Origin of the sequence: Pseudomonas sp. rhizo25, assembly GCF_031931935.1 — a bacterium.
In the GTDB taxonomy this organism is placed as follows: Bacteria; Pseudomonadota; Gammaproteobacteria; order Pseudomonadales; family Pseudomonadaceae; genus Aquipseudomonas; species Aquipseudomonas synxantha.
Genome location: NZ_JAUJXA010000002.1, coordinates 567,847 through 585,684, shown reverse-complemented (window position 1 = coordinate 585,684; position 17,838 = coordinate 567,847). Strand labels below are relative to the sequence as shown.

At 59.0% G+C, this 17,838-nt stretch carries 18 protein-coding genes; 7 read left to right on the top strand and 11 right to left on the bottom strand.

What is annotated here, in order from left to right:
* Window positions 1-5: 5 nt before the first annotated feature.
* Genes QZR30_RS06360 through QZR30_RS06350 form a run of 3 tightly spaced genes read right to left on the bottom strand, consistent with a single transcriptional unit; the run spans window position 6 to window position 2,968 of the window.
* Window positions 6-302 carry a winged helix-turn-helix domain-containing protein gene (locus QZR30_RS06360; protein ID WP_311903064.1) on the bottom strand — a complete coding sequence of 99 codons (297 nt, stop codon included), beginning with the start codon at window positions 300-302 and terminating at the stop codon, window positions 6-8.
* A gap of 17 nt (window positions 303-319) precedes the next feature.
* Complete coding sequence (locus QZR30_RS06355; protein ID WP_311903063.1) at window positions 320-820, bottom strand: M48 metallopeptidase family protein; 501 nt, start codon at window positions 818-820, stop codon at window positions 320-322.
* 42 nt (window positions 821-862) lie between these two features.
* Complete coding sequence (locus QZR30_RS06350; protein WP_046069881.1) at window positions 863-2,968, bottom strand: putative bifunctional diguanylate cyclase/phosphodiesterase; 2,106 nt, start codon at window positions 2,966-2,968, stop codon at window positions 863-865.
* 310 nt (window positions 2,969-3,278) lie between these two features.
* On the opposite strand from QZR30_RS06350, the gene QZR30_RS06345 reads away from it, so the two are divergent.
* Together QZR30_RS06345 and QZR30_RS06340 are read left to right on the top strand one after the other, a co-directional pair.
* Window positions 3,279-3,944, top strand: coding sequence for a polysaccharide lyase family 7 protein (locus QZR30_RS06345; RefSeq protein ID WP_046069882.1), 666 nt, complete (start codon window positions 3,279-3,281; stop codon window positions 3,942-3,944).
* Between the two features lie 482 nt (window positions 3,945-4,426).
* Entirely contained in the window at window positions 4,427-4,720 is a 294-nt protein-coding gene (locus tag QZR30_RS06340) for a hypothetical protein (protein ID WP_046069883.1), read from the top strand.
* 105 nt (window positions 4,721-4,825) lie between these two features.
* Here the strand turns inward: QZR30_RS06340 and QZR30_RS06335 are convergent, their stop codons facing one another.
* Window positions 4,826-5,218 carry a DUF3757 domain-containing protein gene (locus QZR30_RS06335; RefSeq protein WP_233518726.1) on the bottom strand — a complete coding sequence of 131 codons (393 nt, stop codon included), beginning with the start codon at window positions 5,216-5,218 and terminating at the stop codon, window positions 4,826-4,828.
* A gap of 553 nt (window positions 5,219-5,771) precedes the next feature.
* Here QZR30_RS06335 and QZR30_RS06330 point away from each other — a divergent pair.
* Entirely contained in the window at window positions 5,772-6,104 is a 333-nt protein-coding gene (locus tag QZR30_RS06330) for a hypothetical protein (RefSeq protein ID WP_145916442.1), read from the top strand.
* 105 nt (window positions 6,105-6,209) lie between these two features.
* Here the strand turns inward: QZR30_RS06330 and fba are convergent, their stop codons facing one another.
* From fba to tkt, 6 genes are all read right to left on the bottom strand, one after another.
* Complete coding sequence (gene fba / locus QZR30_RS06325; protein WP_003177554.1) at window positions 6,210-7,274, bottom strand: class II fructose-bisphosphate aldolase; 1,065 nt, start codon at window positions 7,272-7,274, stop codon at window positions 6,210-6,212.
* A gap of 262 nt (window positions 7,275-7,536) precedes the next feature.
* Window positions 7,537-7,869: an MliC family protein gene (locus QZR30_RS06320; RefSeq protein WP_046069885.1), complete on the bottom strand. Its 333-nt coding sequence runs from the start codon at window positions 7,867-7,869 to the stop codon at window positions 7,537-7,539.
* A gap of 63 nt (window positions 7,870-7,932) precedes the next feature.
* Entirely contained in the window at window positions 7,933-8,160 is a 228-nt protein-coding gene (locus QZR30_RS06315; RefSeq protein ID WP_046069886.1) for a hypothetical protein, read from the bottom strand.
* Between the two features lie 31 nt (window positions 8,161-8,191).
* Window positions 8,192-9,355 (bottom strand): phosphoglycerate kinase, encoded by a 1,164-nt coding sequence (locus QZR30_RS06310; RefSeq protein WP_043046203.1) that lies wholly within the window; start codon window positions 9,353-9,355, stop codon window positions 8,192-8,194.
* 17 nt (window positions 9,356-9,372) lie between these two features.
* The gene (gene epd / locus QZR30_RS06305; protein ID WP_046069887.1) at window positions 9,373-10,428 is read right to left on the bottom strand and encodes an erythrose-4-phosphate dehydrogenase; all 1,056 of its coding nucleotides are present in this window, start codon (window positions 10,426-10,428) and stop codon (window positions 9,373-9,375) included.
* 169 nt (window positions 10,429-10,597) lie between these two features.
* Entirely contained in the window at window positions 10,598-12,595 is a 1,998-nt protein-coding gene (tkt, locus tag QZR30_RS06300; protein WP_005792201.1) for a transketolase, read from the bottom strand.
* A 259-nt stretch (window positions 12,596-12,854) separates the two neighbouring features.
* On the opposite strand from tkt, the gene QZR30_RS06295 reads away from it, so the two are divergent.
* From QZR30_RS06295 to QZR30_RS06280, 4 genes are all read left to right on the top strand, one after another.
* Complete coding sequence (locus tag QZR30_RS06295) at window positions 12,855-13,850, top strand: ArsR/SmtB family transcription factor (protein WP_046069888.1); 996 nt, start codon at window positions 12,855-12,857, stop codon at window positions 13,848-13,850.
* 19 nt (window positions 13,851-13,869) lie between these two features.
* Entirely contained in the window at window positions 13,870-15,060 is a 1,191-nt protein-coding gene (gene metK / locus QZR30_RS06290) for a methionine adenosyltransferase (protein ID WP_003194964.1), read from the top strand.
* Window positions 15,061-15,171: 111 nt separating this feature from the next.
* Window positions 15,172-16,836 (top strand): NAD-dependent DNA ligase LigB, encoded by a 1,665-nt coding sequence (ligB, locus tag QZR30_RS06285; protein WP_311903062.1) that lies wholly within the window; start codon window positions 15,172-15,174, stop codon window positions 16,834-16,836.
* A gap of 39 nt (window positions 16,837-16,875) precedes the next feature.
* Window positions 16,876-17,271, top strand: a complete 396-nt coding sequence (locus tag QZR30_RS06280) for a DUF1090 domain-containing protein (RefSeq protein WP_056846947.1) — start codon at window positions 16,876-16,878, stop codon at window positions 17,269-17,271.
* Between the two features lie 6 nt (window positions 17,272-17,277).
* Here QZR30_RS06280 and QZR30_RS06275 read toward each other — a convergent pair whose 3' ends face one another.
* The gene (locus tag QZR30_RS06275) at window positions 17,278-17,727 is read right to left on the bottom strand and encodes a c-type cytochrome (protein WP_311903061.1); all 450 of its coding nucleotides are present in this window, start codon (window positions 17,725-17,727) and stop codon (window positions 17,278-17,280) included.
* Window positions 17,728-17,838: the final 111 nt, after the last annotated feature.

The following is a 17,838-nucleotide window of genomic DNA, read 5'->3' as shown; positions in this document are numbered from 1 at the left end:
CTGCCTCAGGGATAACCCAGCACTTGCTTGATCGCCGCAAGATTGGCCTCGATCCACCGCCGATCAATCGCGCCCCACTCACGAATTCGATAATTCCCCGCGTGGTTGCGCGCTCCCTCTTGCTGCTCAAACTCGCAGACGATATCCAGGTCCGCCAATGCCGCAATCGTGTCCTGGGCCGTACGCCGAGGCATGCCAGTGGCTTCGGTGAGCGCCGGCACGCTGCTGGCCAACTGGCTGTCGATCAGGTACGCCACGTACAGGCGCCGGTAGAAGCTGCTCTTGGTCTTGCTCACATCCATGGTCAGTCGCCTTGTGCTCAGGGTTTGCCTTGCAGGTCTCGCCATGTGAGGTAGACCCGCAGGTCGAACTCCACCTGATGGTAGCCCGGCATCATGTATTCGCAGAGTTTGTAGAACGCCTTGTTGTGGTCCGACTCCTTGAAGTGGGCCAGCTCATGCACCACGATCATGCGCAGAAACTGCGGCGCCGCCTCCTTGAACAGCGAAGCGATGCGAATCTCCTTCTTGGATTTGAGATTACCGCCCTGCACCCGCGAAATCGTAGTGTGCAAACCCAGGGCGCGATGAGTCAGGTCCAGCCGGTTGTCGAACAGCACTTTATCAATAGCGGGTGCGTTGCGCAGGTGCTCCTGCTTCAAGGCCAGGGCATAGGCGTACAGGGCCTTGTCGCTCTGCACGGCGTGGCGTTCGGGGTAACGCTGTTCCAGGTAGGCGCCCAACTGGTCTTTGGCAATCAGTTGGCGCACCTGCTCCTGGAGCGCAGCGGGATAGGCCTGGAGGTATTTCAACGCGGTCATGGGGTCTGCAACGCAATTCGGACGGGCGCCAGTGTAGCCAATTCAAGGCAAATGAGGGTACGACCAACCGGCAACGTCCTCGGCCATCAATGGCGCCGCCGCCCACGGCCCCTGGATATGCGTGCAACCATTGGCTTTGAGCCACTGGATTTGCTCAAGGGTCTGCACCCCCTCGGCAATCACCAGCACATCAAAATGCCCACACAACTGGATGATGCTGCGTGCCATCGCCGCATCCCGTGTCGAACCGGGCAGGCGCGCCACCAGTTGCGGGTCAAGCTTGAGCGTGTCGAACTGCAAGTCCCGCAAATGGGCCAATGAACAGTGACCTGAACCAAAGTCATCCAGGGCAATACGCACCCCAATTCGGCGCAGTAGTTGCAGCTGTTTGGTCGACTCCTCCAGGTTACTCATCAGGCAGTTCTCGCCGATTTCCACCTCCAGTTGCCGCCCCTGCAGCCCATATCGCTCCAGGATCTGCTGCAGTTGGCTGGCCAGGTTGGGCATATTGAACTGGCTGCTGCTCAGGCTCACGCTCAGCACCAGCTCAGGGTCGAAGACGCCCTGCCAGGCCTGGCGCTGGGCAGCGACTTGCTGGTAGATCCAGGCGCTCAACTGGCTGATCAACCGCGCCTCTTCCAGCAGCGGCAAGAACAAACCCGGCGGTACATCGCCGACGCTCGGATGCTGCCAGCGCAACAACGCCTCGACGCCGCGCAAACGTCCATCCACGATACAAACCTGGGGCTGGTACACCAGGGTGAAATCTTTGTTTTGAATGGCGGTGCGCACGCTGTCTTCAAGCATCAGCCGCGAACGGGCACGGCCGTTCATTTCCTGGTCGTAATAACGATACTGCTGACGGCCGGCCCGCTTGGCTTCGTACATCGCAATGTCTGCCGCCCGCAACAGGCCGTTCAGGTCTGAGCCACAATCCGGGAAAGTCGCAATCCCGATACTGACCCCGAGCATTACCTCCAAACCGTCGACCTGCTGGCACACAGACACCCGCTCGATGAGCTTTTCCGCGATCTTCGCCGCCTGTTCGGGAAATTCCAGCTCAAGCAACGCGGTGAACTCGTCCCCGCCCATGCGCCCGAGAATGTCGTAGGAGCGCAGACAGGCCTGCATCTGTTCCGACACCCAGCGCAGCACTCGGTCGCCAGCGTCGTGGCCCAGCGTATCATTGACCCGCTTGAAGCCATCCAGGTCCAGGTACAACAACACCAGCGCCTGCTCGTTGCGTTCGTTGCGCAACAAGGTGTTCTCTACCGCCTGATGGAATCCACGACGATTGAGCAGCCCGGTCAACGGATCGGTCACGGCCTGGAATTCCAGTTGCTGATGAAGATGGCGCACTTCGGACATGTCCAGCACCGTCACGACCATAGCCTTCTGCTCGGCAGGCAATGGCGCACAGGACAATGCCACCGGCACCTGCTGGCCACGCCCGGTGCGCAAAATGGCGTCATGCTGGCGCCACGTCTCGCCCCTGCGATACGCCTCGTACATCGGGAAGCCCAACCAGGCGGGCACATGGGGTTTTTGCAGGAAACTCAGGAAACTTTCGCCCTGCAGCTCAGCCATCGTGGCGTTCAGCAAACGCGAGATAGCCGGGTTGGCGTACTCGATCACACTGCCTTCGCCCACCACCAGGATGCCCTCGGCAGCGTTATCCAGTATCGAGGCATTAAAGGCCCTGGCCAGCTCCAGGTCATGGCTCAGGCACTGCAAGGCACGGCGGTTGCGCTGATGTTCAAGCAAGGCTTGCACCTTAGGCTTGAGGATATGCGGGTCAAACGGTTTGAACAGATAGTCGATCGCCCCGCTGGCATAGCCTTCAAGCACTGACGCGGGGGACTGGGCGGTGGCTGTCAGAAAGATAATCGGCGTCATGCGCGTACGTTGGCTGCCACGCATCAGGCGCGCCACCTCGAAGCCGTCCATACCGGGCATGCGTACGTCCAGCAGCACCAGGTCGACATCGTGGGCCAGCAGCAACTCCAAGGCTTCCAGGCCGGACGTGGCGGTAATCACCTGCCAGTCTTCACGTTGCAACAGCGCACGCATGCTGACGAGGTTTTCCGGGTAGTCATCGACCACCAGGAGAACCGAACTTGCATCGCCGGGTTGTGGAGCGCCATCCATGCTACGTCTCTTCCTTAGGGAGCTGCACCGGTCACTTCTGATACAAAGGCCGGATAAACACTGAGGGCTCACTCTAGCCCCGGTTCCAAAAAAGCAGAAGTGACGCCGATGCCCTCATTGCACCAAAGCCAAGGAAGCCGACTAACGGTAAGGCCCTGTAGCCCGCGATTCATGGGCAACATGGCTTTTTGGCATTCCTCTGACGCCAATAAATTGCCAGCTATTGTTTAACAATCGTACGAGCAGCGCCTATAAAGAACCGGTAAGGCCTGCGGGCCAACGCTTTCACCCTCTGTAAAAGGCCAACACCATGATCGACCTTTCCACCTGGAACCTGAGCATTCCGGTCGGCTCCCCGCCCACGACCATCGACACCCCGAGGCTACTGAGCGGCTTCAACGATCAATACTTCCAGGCCGAAGGCAGCGACGTGCAGTTCTGGACCCCCGTTACCGGCACCCGCACCGAAAACGCCATCTACCCGCGCAGCGAACTGCGCGAAACCTACGCCGACGGCCGCCTGCGCAACTGGACCTACCCCGAGGCCGACAACTTTCTGCGCGCCACCCTGGCGGTCAACCAGGTGCCCTCCTCCGGCAAAATCGTGATCGGCCAGATCCACGCCTATGACAGCCAAAAGCCGCTGATCAAGCTGGAGTACCAGTTCAAGGAAAAAACCCAGACCGGCAACATCGTCGCCAAGGTGCGCATGCGCCCGGATGAAGCCGAAAGCCGGGTGATCATCGTCGCCTCCAATGTGCCCCTGGAAAAGAGCTTCACCTACGTGATCAACCTCAACAAAGCCGGGCTGCTCAGCGTGTTTGCCGCCGACAGCGAGTGGAATGAACGCATAGGCGCGGCCTGGGGCGACAAGCCGCTGTACTTCAAGGCGGGGGTGTATGTGCAGGACAACAGCGGGGACAGTAAGGAAGGCGCGAGGGTGACGTTTGCGAAGTTGGATATTGATCACGAGTAAGCGGATTGCCCTCAATACGAGTAGTCCATGTCTGATGAGCACGAGGATCATTTCCCGATAGATCCAGACGATTAAATCCCCTGTGGGAGGGGGCTTGCTCCCGATAGCGGTGTATCAGTTCCAATAGCTGTGACTGACCCACCGCAATCGGGAGCAAGCCCCCTCCCACACTTGCCGCGCTTGGCCTGAGAGTCCGGTGCTAGTCCTACAGCACCGTTGCGGCCAGTCAATTCGCCGCTTATAGTTCGCCCCGTCGCTGGCTGAACAGCGATAGGGTTTCGCAGCCCTACAGAGTTAAACCGCACCCGTCAAAACAGTCCCGGTATTCTTGCCGATGGCCGTCTTTGTTATGGCGGCTGTGCGTGGGAGACCTTCGGGTCTGCCGGGTCTTAACTCCTCGGTCTGCGAACCCGCGTACAGCTGCCACCTAATTTGTTTCGCAGCAAACGGTGGTCAATCTTCTTTCGAGTTAAGGATTCACCATGACCCAACAACTACCACCCCGCCGCTTCACCCCCTGCACCGAAACCGCCACAGACTACCCCGTGCTCCTGATCGACAGCGACGCCCCACTGCTCGACCTCCACGCCTGCCTGCGCGAACGCCTCAACGCGGCCCTTGAACATCTCAACCTGATGGCCTGTTCCAGCCTGCCGGACTTCGCTGAGCGCGACCTGAACAACATCGCCAACACTGCACGCATACTGGTTCAGGACGTGAGCGATGTGTTTCGAGTGATTGAGCATCGAGGGTTCGATACGCCCAGCGCCGTCTAATCAAACTCCAGCAAAAAACCCGTATTCCTGCGGGTTTTTCATAGATCGGACTTATTTAAAATTATCCCATCAGGTCAGTCCTAATCACCTGATGGCTTCGCCTATCTACTGAGGAGGCAATGTAAATTTCGCAGGACCCTTTGAGTTCATCAGCTCAAAAGTACAGTCTGTGACATTGTTACCTTTACATTCCTCGTGCTCGTTCCAAGCACTGCCTTTAGCCACGGGAGATAAGGTAAAACGCTTGGACAGTCTTAAATAGTCGTTCTTGCCTTTTCCTACATAATCGCAGATCACATAGTTGTAAGGTAACTTCGTTTCACTGTCTGTTTCCTGCTTGATCGCCGCGACTGAAAATTTAAACCCGTCAACCATCGAACTATCCTCGATAAGCTGCTCACCATTCCACTCCTGCTCCCCGTCTGAAAAGTGAATGCTCACTGCCTTAATACTTGAGACGTCGGGACAAGACAGCGGAGCTGTATAGGCATTACCCATTAGCGCTAATCCTCCAACAGCAGTAAGGCATTGAAGCGTTTTTAATAGATGCAAATGTGACATAGCTTGTATTCCCTTATTGGAGTAATCATCTGCAGCATGCGGGAATTAATTTACGAAGAACACTGTCAACATTGACAGTGTTAAATAACAATTAGAAATAAGCACAGTAACTTAATAGCCAGACCATTACGATACAGGGGGCACGCCAGGTTGAGCTTATTGAACAAGGCGTTCCGATCTCGTAGATTCAATTAATCAGCAATGCGCCACAAAGAGGGCAGCTAATCGGGAACTCAGCTTTCACAGATAAAATTCAAAAAAATTACAGTTCAGCGGATCATTAACCTTGGGAGGGAAAGCCCTTGATGGATTTAAACAGATCTTCTTCCTTGGACCTCCATAGCGAAATCGTATAAAAAACTGTCAAATTTAACAGTTCCTCCAAATCGCGCTGCTAGCTAACCTCTCAGAGCGCCACATAAGTAATCGAGATTGGCCGAATACACATGTTCAGGCCTACCTTAAACATTTCCACAGAATGGTGAAAATCATGGCCTTAACCAACCCAAATGGAACCTATGAAGGTGCTGTATATGATCCCGGCGAACGCAATGCCGCCACCCTCATAATTTCCTCCTCAGACACACAAGCAGGCAGAATAACAAAAGCCGATATGACTTATTACGGACTTAATTTTAATGTTACCGGAACCTTTACAGCTCAATCTTTTAATTTGCGAGCTCAAGCCAAAAACGGAGACAGCATACTCAATATAACCCTGAACTCGTCGAACGATTATCAAAAACTGGACGGCAAGGTCACTGTGGAGCGAGGAGGACCAAATGTAGGTAGAACCTACGACATGACATTCCAGAAACACTGATACAAGCGCATAACCGACTGTTACTTTTATTTGACATTATCATCCAGCAAATTTAAAAAACCCGTCTGACGACGGGTTTTTTAATACAGATTAAAAGTGAAAAATTTAGTTCACCTTAGCGTTCAACTCACCTTTCAAATACCGCTGGTACATCGCTTCCAACGAAATCGGCTTGATCTTCGAAGCATTGCCGGCAGTACCAAACGCTTCGTAACGCGCGATACACACATCACGCATCGCAGTGACGGTAGCGCCGAAGAATTTACGTGGGTCAAATTCGCTCGGATTGGTCGCCATCAGGCGACGCATTGCACCCGTGGATGCCAAACGCAGGTCGGTGTCGATGTTGACCTTGCGCACGCCGTACTTGATGCCTTCGACGATTTCTTCAACCGGTACGCCGTAGGTTTCTTTGATGTCGCCGCCGTACTGGTTGATGATCGCCAGCCACTCTTGCGGTACCGAGGAAGAACCGTGCATCACCAGGTGGGTGTTGGGGATGCGCTTGTGGATTTCCTTGATGCGGTCGATGGCCAGCACGTCGCCAGTAGGCGGCTTGGTGAACTTGTAGGCGCCGTGGCTGGTGCCGATGGCGATGGCCAGGGCGTCAACCTGGGTCTTCTTGACGAAGTCCGCGGCTTCTTCCGGGTCGGTCAGCATCTGGCTGTGATCCAGCACGCCCTCGGCGCCGATGCCGTCTTCTTCGCCGGCCATGCCGGTTTCAAGCGAACCCAGGCAGCCAAGCTCGCCTTCAACCGATACGCCGCAGGCGTGAGCCATGGCCACGGTTTGTTGGGTCACGCGCACGTTGTACTCATAGTCGGTCGGGGTCTTGCCGTCTTCGCCCAAGGAGCCGTCCATCATTACCGAGCTGAAGCCCAGTTGGATGGAGCGCTGGCACACGTCAGGGCTGGTGCCGTGGTCCTGGTGCATGCACACCGGGATATGCGGAAATTCTTCGATGGCGGCGAGGATCAGGTGACGCAGGAATGGGGCGCCGGCGTATTTGCGCGCACCGGCCGAAGCCTGGACGATCACTGGGGAGTCGGTCTTGTCAGCGGCTTCCATGATGGCGCGCATCTGCTCAAGGTTGTTGACGTTAAAGGCTGGGACGCCGTAGCCGAACTCGGCTGCGTGGTCCAGCATTTGACGCATGCTGATAAGTGCCATTGTGTTGTCTCTCCCGGTCGAGGGTCGTTAATCGTGCAAGCCTGCCGTAGCGGCGGCTGCTATTCAAGTTATTGCAGATCAAGGGGTTAAGCTTGAGCTGCTGAATCGTTATTGCAGTAGCCGATTCTCACTTTGGAACCGAATTTACTGTGGGAGGGGGCTTGCTCCCGATTGCAGTGTGTCAGCCAGCACATGGGTGTCCGGCAGACCGCTATCGGGGGCAAGCCCCCTCCCACATTTGGATCTCATTACAGTCAAAATTTCACTGAGCTTTGCAGCCGCGCCCGATCAAATCATCGGTGGCCACCCAGTAAACCAGGCCTTCCTCACCTTTGGTGTGAAACGCCAACTGGCCGTCGCTGTACAACACGCCCGAAGCGGCAATCTCTTGCTTGAGACGGTAAACCTGGTCCGAACCACCCAGGCGTACATCCACCTGGCTGCGGTCCTGATTGGCAAAGCGCCAATTGACCTCGGCCTTGCTGTCGCAGGTCCAGGTGGTCCACTTATCGGCAGGCTCTGCCTTGTTAAACATGTTCATGCTGCTGCAGCCAGCCAACAGGGCCAGGGCTGCCAGGGCGAAAACGCCTTTCATTGCCAATCCTCGAACGGCGACCCCGGAAGGCCGCCTTTGCTGTCGGTTAGTGGATCAGACCCGTCATGGGCAACCCTGTTCCTGACCGTTGGGCGCGGAGTCGTATTTCTCCAGCCGTTCGTTGCCGATGCGCTTGTTGATCACCGGCATGGTCTCGGCTTGCCAGTCAGCCTGGTAACAGCTTTTTTTCAGCGGTGCCTTGGCGTTATCCGCCTCGGGCGCCGCACTTGGCGTGCTGCCGCAGCCGGCCAGCAGGCCCGCTGCGATTACCAGTGCCAACGACTTGATCATGGGAACACTCCTTTTCCTGATCACGCGAGCTTTAGCCCTTGGCTCGGGTTTCCAGCACTTCTACGGCTGGCAGTACTTTGCCCTCGACGAACTCGAGGAAGGCGCCGCCACCGGTAGAAATGTAGGAGATCTGATCAGCAACGCCATATTTATCAATGGCCGCCAGGGTGTCGCCACCGCCGGCAATGGAGAAAGCCGAGCTTTCAGCGATCGCCTTGGCCAGCACTTTGGTGCCGTTGCCGAACTGGTCGAACTCGAACACGCCCACCGGGCCATTCCACAGGATAGTCTGGGATGCCTTGAGCAGTTCGGCGAAGTTGGCCGCAGTTTGCGGGCCGATATCCAGGATCATGTCGTCAGCGGCCACGTCAGCGATGAGCTTGACGGTGGCTTCGGCGCTTTCAGCGAACTCTTTGGCAACGACCACGTCCACCGGCAATGGCACGCTGACTTTGGCGGCAATGGCGCGGGCGGTATCCAGCAGGTCCGGCTCGTACAGGGACTTGCCCACCGGATGGCCGGCTGCGGCCAGGAAGGTGTTGGCGATGCCGCCGCCGACGATCAACTGGTTGCAGATCTGGCTGAGGCTATTGAGTACATCCAGCTTGGTGGAGACCTTGGAGCCGGCGACGATGGCGGCCATCGGCTGGGCCGGAGCGCCCAGGGCCTTGCCCAATGCATCCAATTCAGCGGCCAGCAGTGGGCCGGCAGCGGCAACCTTGGCGAACTTGGCCACACCGTGGGTCGAACCTTCGGCGCGGTGCGCAGTGCCGAAAGCGTCCATCACAAACACGTCGCACAGCGCCGCGTATTGCTGGGCCAGTTCGTCGCTGTTCTTTTTCTCGCCCTTGTTGAAGCGCACGTTTTCGAACAGCACGATGTCGCCAGGCTTAACGTCAACACCGCCCAGGTAGTCAGCCACCAACGGCACGTCACGGCCCAGGGCCTTGCTCAGGTATTCAGCTACCGGCTTGAGGCTGTTTTCGGCAGAAAACTCACCTTCGGTCGGGCGACCCAAGTGGGAGCAGACCATCACGGCCGCGCCTTTTTCCAGGGCCAGCTTGATGGTCGGCAGCGAGGCCAGGATTCGCGCATCGCTGGTGACAACACCGTCCTTGACTGGGACGTTGAGGTCTTCGCGGATCAGTACGCGTTTACCTTGCAGATCGAGGTCGGTCATCTTCAACACGGTCATGGGTCGCAGTTCCTGAATTACTGTTGAGGTTGTTTAGAGGCGATGTGCAGATAATGTTCCGCAACATCCAGCATTCGGTTGGCAAAACCCCATTCGTTGTCGAACCAGGCCAGGATATTCACCAACCTCGGGCCGGAAACGCGGGTCTGGCTGGCATCGACAATCGCCGAATGCGGGTCATGGTTGAAATCGCAACTGGCATGGGGCAACTCGGTGTAGGCCAGCAGGCCTTTGAGCGGGCCGCTGGTGGCGGCGTCGCGCAGGATCCGGTTGACCTCCGCCGCATCGGTGTCGCTGACGGTTTGCATGGTGATATCCAGGCAAGACACATTCACCGTCGGCACCCGTACGGCTTTGGCCTGGATTCGCCCGGCAAGTTCCGGCAACAGTCGCTCGATGCCGCGAGCTAAGCCTGTGGACACCGGAATCACTGACTGGAACGCCGAGCGCGTGCGGCGCAGGTCTTCGTGGTGATAGGCGTCAATCACCGGCTGGTCGTTCATCGCCGAGTGAATCGTGGTGATCGACACGTAATCCAGGCCGATCGCCTGATCCAGCAAGCGCAACAGCGGCACGCTGCAGTTGGTGGTGCACGAGGCGTTGGACACCAGCAGCTCATCGCCAGTCAGGCAATCCTGGTTGATGCCGTAGACGATGGTGGCGTCCACATCCGCCTCGCTGGCCATCGGCTGGGAAAACAGCACACGCGGCGCGCCGGCGTCGAGAAAACGCTGGCCATCGGCACGGGTGTGATAGGCACCGGAGCATTCCAACACCAGGTCGACGCCCAGCGCCGCCCAGTCGATGCCCTCGGGGGTGGCACTGCGCAACACTTTCACGCAGTCGCCATTGATATGCAGACAATCGCCGTCGACCCGCACTTCGCCGGGAAAGCGGCCGTGGGTGGAGTCAAAGCGTGTCAGGTATTCGATGCTGGCCATGTCGGCCAGATCATTGATCGCGACAATTTCAAACCCGGCCGCCGCTCCTCGCTCGAACAGCGCACGCAAGACGCAACGACCAATGCGGCCGTAGCCGTTGAGTGCAACTTTGTAAGGACGCGGTTGAGGCATGGGGTTCTCGCATTGTGGGCGACACAAACCACTGTAGGAGCGAGCTTGCTCGCGAAGAACTTGAGAGCGCCGCGTTAAACCAGAAACACTGCGTTATCGTTAACGATCTTCGCGAGCAAGCTCGCTCCTACAGTAGAGGCGGTGACCAGTGGGCCACCGCGTTAGCGCCTTAGTCTTCCAGCAGCTCTTCAGCCTGACCCAGGATATTTTCCAGGGTAAAACCAAACTCTTCGAACAACGCTGGTGCCGGCGCCGACTCACCGTAGGTGGTCATGCCGATTACGCGACCTTCCAGGCCCACGTACTTGTACCAGTAGTCGGCGTGGGCCGCTTCGATGGCGATACGCGCGCTGACCTGCAAAGGCAACACCGACTGCTTGTAGCCGGCGTCCTGGGCTTCGAACACGCTGGTGCACGGCATGGACACAACGCGCACGTTACGGCCCTGGGCGGTCAGCTTGTCGTAGGCCTGGACGGTCAGGCCCACTTCGGAACCGGTGGAGATCAGGATCAGCTCCGGCTCGCCGATGCAGTCCTTGAGCACATAACCACCACGACTGATGTCGGCGATCTGCGCGTCGGTACGCACCTGGTGTTGCAGGTTCTGGCGCGAGAAGATCAGCGCCGATGGGCCGTCCTTGCGCTCGATGGCGTGCTTCCAGGCCACGGCGGATTCAACCGCGTCGGCCGGGCGCCAGCAATCCAGGTTCGGCGTGGTACGCAGGCTGGTCAGTTGCTCGACCGGCTGGTGCGTCGGGCCATCTTCGCCCAGGCCGATGGAGTCGTGGGTGTACACATGGATCACGCGCTTCTTCATCAGTGCGGCCATGCGCACGGCGTTACGGGCGTATTCCATGAACATCAGGAACGTCGCGCCGTATGGCACCAGGCCGCCGTGCAGGGACACGCCGTTCATGATGGCGCTCATGCCGAACTCGCGCACGCCGTAGTACATGTAGTTGCCGCTGGCATCTTCTGCCGAGACACCTTTGCAGCCTTTCCACAGGGTCAGGTTGGAACCGGCCAGGTCGGCCGAGCCGCCGAGAATCTCAGGCAGCAGCGGGCCAAACGCGTTCAGGGTGTTCTGGCTGGCTTTACGGCTGGCGATGGTCTCGCCCTTGGCCGCGACTTCGGCGATGTAGGCCGAGGCTTTTGCCGAGAAGTCGGCAGGCAGGTCACCGGCCAGACGGCGTACCAGTTCATTGGCAAGCTCAGGGAATTCGGCGGAGTAGGCCGCGAAACGTTGGTCCCATTCGGCTTCGGTGGCCAGGCCTTTTTCCTTGGCATCCCATTCGGCGTAGATGTCGGCCGGGATTTCAAACGGGCCGTGGTTCCACTTCAGCGCTTCGCGGGTCAGGGCGATTTCCGCGTCACCCAGAGGGGCGCCGTGGCAGTCTTCTTTACCTTGCTTGTTCGGCGAGCCGAAGCCGATGGTGGTTTTGCAGCAGATCAGGGTCGGCTGTGCACTCTTGCGCGCGGTGTCGATGGCGATCTTGATCTCTTCAGGATCGTGGCCATCAACATTGCGGATCACCTGCCAGTTGTAGGCCTCGAAACGCTTGGGGGTGTCGTCGGTAAACCAGCCTTCGACTTCGCCGTCGATGGAGATGCCGTTGTCATCGTAGAAGGCAATCAGCTTGCCCAGGCCGAGAGTGCCAGCCAGGGAGGCGACTTCATGGGAAATGCCTTCCATCATGCAGCCATCACCCAGGAACACGTAGGTGTGGTGGTCGACAATGTCGTGGCCAGGGCGGTTGAACTGCGCGCCCAGGACTTTTTCCGCCAGCGCAAAGCCTACGGCGTTGGCCAGGCCTTGGCCCAGGGGACCGGTGGTGGTCTCCACGCCTGGGGTGTAGCCGAACTCCGGGTGGCCCGGGGTGCGGCTGTGCAGTTGGCGGAAGCTCTTGAGGTCGTCGATGGTGACGTCGTAGCCAGTCAGGTGCAGCAGCGAGTAGATCAGCATCGAGCCGTGGCCGTTGGACAGCACGAAGCGGTCACGGTCGGCAAACGAAGGGTTGCTCGGGTTGTGTTTCAGGTAGTCACGCCAAAGTACCTCGGCGATATCCGCCATGCCCATCGGGGCACCGGGATGGCCGCTGTTGGCTTTTTGCACGGCATCCATGCTGAGGGCACGAATGGCGTTGGCACGCTCACGACGGCTGGGCATCGCTGATCTCCTGGAGTTTGCTTAAAAGAAACGGAAAAAAGGACCGGCATTTTCCCTCAGCCACCGCCTGCGGGCAATGACAGATAGTCACTTGAAGGGCTTTTTCCCGAGGTTTCTACAGTTATCCCTTGCAGAACCCTGCCACAGGTTCGTCTAAGGGTTATAGCGGTGGCTTATAACCGCCACTTATCGATCAATATCAAAACTTTTTGATATTGACCTTGCGAGGATCCCAACCCGTCACTAGACTGCTGGCCTTATGAACCTACCCGTGCCCTCCCTGCGTCCTGACGATGGCGATGAGCTTGCAGCCTTGTGCAAGGCCGCTGGCGATCCGTTGCGCTTGAACGTATTGCGTGCACTGGCCAACGATTCTTTCGGGGTATTGGAACTGGCACAGATCTTCGCCATCGGCCAGTCCGGCATGAGCCACCATTTGAAGGTGCTGGCCCAGGCCGACCTGGTAGCCACCCGCCGTGAAGGCAATGCGATTTTTTACCGCCGCGCCCTGCCCCACACCGAACAACTGGGCGGCAAACTGCACGCGGCCTTGCTTGAGGAAGTGGACAACCTGGGGCTGCCAAGCGACGTGCAATCGCGGATCGGCCAGGTGCACGGGCAACGCGCCGCCGCCAGCCAGGACTTTTTTTCCCGGGTTGCCGACAAGTTTCGCGCCCAGCAGGACCTGATCGCCGGGCTGGCCCAGTACCGCGAAAGCGTGCTGGCGCTATTGGACAAGCTGAGCTTCAGTGATAAGGCCACGGCCCTGGAAGTCGGCCCTGGCGACGGCGGTTTCCTGCCGGAATTGGCGCGCCGCTTCGTGCAGGTCACGGCTCTGGACAACAGCCCGGCGATGCTGGAGCTGGCGCGCCAGCTCTGTGAGCGCGAAGCCTTGGGCAATGTGCGCCTGCAGTTGGCCGACGCCCTGGGTGACACCGGCCTGCGGGCCGATTGCGTGGTGCTGAACATGGTCTTGCACCATTTCGCCGCACCAGCCGATGCCCTCAAGCAAATGGCCGGGTTGCTGCACCCCGGCGGTAGCCTGCTGGTAACGGATTTATGCAGCCACAACCAGAATTGGGCCAAGGAGGCCTGCGGTGATCTCTGGCTGGGTTTTGAACAGGACGATCTGGCCCGTTGGGCCACCGCTGCGGGACTCGTTCCCGGGGAAAGCCTCTATGTAGGTTTACGTAATGGTTTCCAGATTCAGGTCCGCCATTTTCAGCGGCCGGCTGGCGACACTCACCATCGGTAAATATCAGGAAAACATCGAGATGAGCGAATACTCCCTTTTCACCTCCGAGTCCGTGTCTGAAGGGCATCCGGACAAAATCGCCGACCAGATCTCTGACGCGGTGCTGGACGCTATCATCGCTGAAGACAAGTTCGCCCGCGTGGCGTGCGAGACGCTGGTGAAAACGGGCGTGGCGATCATCGCCGGTGAAGTCACCACTACGGCCTGGGTCGACCTCGAGCAGATCGTTCGTGATGTGATCACCGATATTGGCTACAACAGCTCCGACGTCGGCTTCGATGGCGCCACCTGCGGCGTGATGAACATCATCGGCAAGCAATCGCCCGACATCAACCAGGGCGTTGACCGGGCCAAGCCTGAAGACCAGGGCGCCGGCGACCAGGGCCTGATGTTCGGCTACGCCAGCAACGAGACCGACGTGCTGATGCCGGCACCGATCACCTTCTCGCACCAGTTGGTGCAACGCCAGGCCGAGGCGCGTAAATCCGGGGTATTGCCATGGCTGCGCCCGGACGCCAAGTCCCAGGTGACCTGCCGCTACGAAGGCGGCAAGGTCGTGGGGATCGACGCCGTTGTATTGTCGACCCAGCACAACCCGGACGTGTCCTATGCCGACCTGCGCGAAGGCGTGATGGAGCTGATCGTCAAGCACGTGTTGCCTGCCGAGTTGCTGACCAAGGACACCCAGTTCCATATCAACCCGACCGGCCAGTTCATCATCGGCGGCCCGGTGGGCGACTGCGGCCTGACCGGGCGCAAGATCATCGTCGACAGCTACGGCGGCATGGCCCGTCACGGCGGCGGCGCGTTCTCCGGCAAGGATCCCTCCAAGGTTGACCGTTCCGCGGCTTACGCCGGTCGCTATGTGGCCAAGAACATCGTGGCTGCCGGCCTGGCCGAGCGCTGCGAAATCCAGGTGTCCTATGCCATTGGCGTGGCCCAGCCCACGTCGATCTCGCTGAATACGTTCGGCACCGGCAAGATCAGCGATGACAAGATCGTCAAGCTGGTGCGTGAGATCTTCGACCTGCGCCCCTACGCGATCACCACCATGCTTGACCTGCTGCACCCGATGTACCAGGAAACCGCAGCCTACGGCCACTTCGGTCGTACCCCGGCGCAGAAGACTGTTGGCGACGACACCTTCAGCACCTTCACCTGGGAAAAAACCGACCGCGCCAACGACCTGCGCACTGCCGCCGGCCTGTAAGCGTTCGCGCTGCACACAGAAACACCTGGTAAAAAGCCCCGAGCAGTCGGGGCTTTTTTGTGGGCACTTGGATGACTTAGGCTGGGCACCCTTCCTCGAGCAAGGATGCTCATGATGCATAGGTTCATGGCTTTTTTTCTCAGTGTTCTACCCGGCTGGGCGTGGGCAGAGGCCTGCCCCGATGACGCTCACGCGCAACTCGACACCTTGACCAGGCAGGTCAGCCAGTGGGACGACAGCTACCACCGCCTGGGCCAGTCCCCCATCAGTGACGAACTCTACGACCAGGCCCGCCAGCGCCTGGCGCACTGGCACGAATGCGCTCACCAGCCCCTCCCGAAGGCTGATAATCCGCTGGCCAGTTCACGTGGCACATTACGCCATCCGGTCGCGCACACTGGCCTGGGCAAGCTGCTGGACGAGTCGGCAGTCAGTGACTGGCTCAGCACCCGTCACGATGTATGGGTCCAGCCCAAGGTAGACGGCGTCGCGGTGACGCTGGTGTATCGACAAGGTCGCTTGCACCAGCTCATCAGCCGGGGCGACGGCCTGCTGGGGCACGACTGGTCAGCCTCCGGGCGCAGGATCCCGGGCATCGTGCAACAGTTGCCAGACGCGGTGGATGTAGTGTTGCAAGGCGAACTTTACTGGCGCCTGAACCACCACGTGCAATCGATGAAGGGTGGGCTCAGTGCACGCAGCAAAGTGGCTGGCCTGATGAACCGTCGACAGTTGAGCGATGCCGAGGCAGCAGGGATCGGCTTATTCGTCTGGGCCTGGCCCGATGGTCCGAGCGATTTCAACGAACGCCTGGCCACCTTGGCGCACTGGGGCTTTACCGACAGCCAGCGTTACAGCCACCCTATCGAGAACATCAGCAAAGCTGCGCATTGGCGCACGCATTGGTACAACGCGCCACTGCCCTTCGCCAGCGATGGCGTGGTACTGCACCAGGCCGCGCGGGCGCCCGCCGAACGCTGGGAGGCCAGCGCCCCCTATTGGGCGGTGGCCTGGAAGTTTCCGGCAGTAAAGGCCCTGGCGCTGGTGCGCAACGTAGAGTTCCAGGTCGGGCGTACCGGGCGCATTACCCCCATCCTCGAGCTGGAACCCGTGCGCCTGGATGATCGGCAGATCAGCCGAGTCAGTGCCAGCTCACTGAAACGTTGGGAAACTCTGGATATCCGTCCTGGTGACCAGGTGTCCATCAGCCTGGCGGGCCAGGTGATTCCCCGGTTGGATGAGGTGGTCCTGCGTAACGCCACAAGGGTGGATGTGCAGGTTCCCGATACCCGGGCCTTTCATGCCTTGAGCTGCTGGCAACTGGACCCGGGCTGCGAAGATCAATTGCTTGCCCGCTTAACCTGGCTGAGCGGCAAACAGGGCCTGGCCTTGCCGCATATGGGCCGTGAAACCTGGAACATATTGATCCAGGCGGGTCTAATCGCAGGCTTTCTCGATTGGTTAACCCTGGATGCGGCCCAGCTTGCTACCATTGAGGGCTTCGGTGACCGCACCCGTACGCGGGTGCTCGACAATATTCAACGCGCCAGGCAACGCCCTTTTTCACAATGGCTCAAAGCCTTGGGCGTACCACCTGCGGCGCGCAACAACCTGGAAGGCGACTGGCAGACACTGGTCGCCAAAGACACCCAAGCCTGGCTGGCCTCGGACGGCATCGGCCCGGGACGTGCGGCGCAACTCAGCGCTTTTTTTCGCGACCCGCAGGTACAAGCCTTGGCTGAAACATTACGCGGGGCCGGGATAGATGGGTTTTGAACGCCGCCCGGCCACCTGATTGCGACCTTGGAGCTTTATATGAAATTTCTCGCCCCCCTTGCCTTGCTGACCCTCGCAAGTTTCACAGCCACGCCACTACTGGCCGCCGAAGACGCGCAGCCGCTTACCGGCTGCGCCGCCAAGCGCCAGGCTATCAGCGCCCAGATTGACCAGGCCAAGGCCCATGGCAACAGCGCCCAGCAAGCCGGCCTGGAAAAAGCCCTGGCCGAAGTCACCGCCCACTGCACCGATGCGTCCTTGCGTAAAGAGCGTGAAAACAAGGTGCTGGACGCCAAGCATGAAGTCAGTCGGCGTCAGGCCGACCTCGACAAGGCCATGAAAAAAGGCGACCCGGACAAGATCGACAAACGTAAGGACAAGCTGGCCGAGTCGCGCAAAGAGTTGCAGGACGCGGTGGAAGAACTCGACCAGTAAACCCGGTCAGTGGTCGCGGAACTGCTTATGACAGGCGCTGCAGGCATCTTCGACTTTTTGTACCGCAGGCTGGAGGTTGCTGGCCTTGTAGGGCTGCATTTGGCTGGCGATCACCAATTCACCGGTGGCAGCCTCAAGGTCGCGGGCCAGTTGCTGGAATTGCGCCTGTTTTTGCCAGACATCGTCCTTGGCACTGGTGTGGTCTTCTTCGCGCACACTCGGGAAATGCTTCCATGGTTCATGGGACAAGGCATCCAGCTTGACCGCGCCCTCGGCGAACCTGGCACCGTCGAACGGAATACGTCCGCGCAGCATGCCGCCCAGGTCTTCGCCGGTCTTGAGCATCTGCTTGAAGATCGCCTTGCGCTGGCCCAGAGGGGAGTTGGGGTCGACACCGCCACAGGCGGACAAGGCCAGGCAGGCCAGCAGTACAACGGTCAGTTTTTTTAACATCATGATGGCTTCAAGGTCACGGAAAACGGCGGCCAGTATCCTCGCACCGCCCACAAAGACCAATAGCCCTATTAATAATAAGGGTTGCCCGCCTGCAGCGACGCACGGGCAATC